Here is a 575-nt window from a genome sequence, read left to right on the forward strand (position 1 = left end):
ACCATAGCCTCAGCAGAGGAAACGGAGATTTCATAATCTTTGCTGAGGCGTCTGGAGTGATTGAGCCAAGAGAGGGTGCGTTCTACCACCCATCGCCAAGGAAGTTTTTCCCATTGATGGGGCTTGATTTTCTCTGAAATATCAACGTCGAGGTCAAGTTGTTCCTTCAAATCAGAAACAAAAGTACCCCGGTATCCAGCGTCCGCACAGAACTTCTGAATAGACGGATACCGCTCATACGCTCGTCTGGCGGTAGATATGCCACCTTTTGTATCATGAATATTGGCAGCATGAACCACAACAGACAACAAGCAGCCCTGCACATCCACTACAATGTGCCGCTTTCTGCCTTTCGTTTTTTCCCTCCGTCAATTCCACGTTCTTCGCTGGCTGCTACCGTTTTCACGCTCTGGGAATCAATGATCGCGTAGCTTGGACTCTCCTCGCGTCCGGCATTTGTTCGTGTCTTTTTCACAAGATGCTCCAGAATTTTATCCCACAGCCCACTGATCCGGGCGCGGCGATAAAAACTGTGTACTGTTGAATATGGTGGAAAATCGTGGGGCAACTGTCTC

The 575-nt window shown here is 48.9% G+C and carries 1 protein-coding gene and 1 pseudogene; both read right to left on the bottom strand.

From position 1 onward, the window contains the following. The coding region (locus tag D1646_RS22560) for a transposase (RefSeq protein WP_347565275.1) at nt 1–329 on the bottom strand (329 nt) is incomplete at its 3' end. Beyond that, nucleotides 329–575 (bottom strand): annotated as a pseudogene (locus D1646_RS22895) (IS5/IS1182 family transposase); the annotation flags it as partial. The pseudogene D1646_RS22895 and the gene D1646_RS22560, both read right to left, overlap by 1 nt.

It is taken from the genome of Pseudoflavonifractor sp. 60, from assembly GCF_009911645.1.
In the GTDB taxonomy this organism is placed as follows: Bacteria; Bacillota; Clostridia; order Oscillospirales; family Oscillospiraceae; genus Lawsonibacter.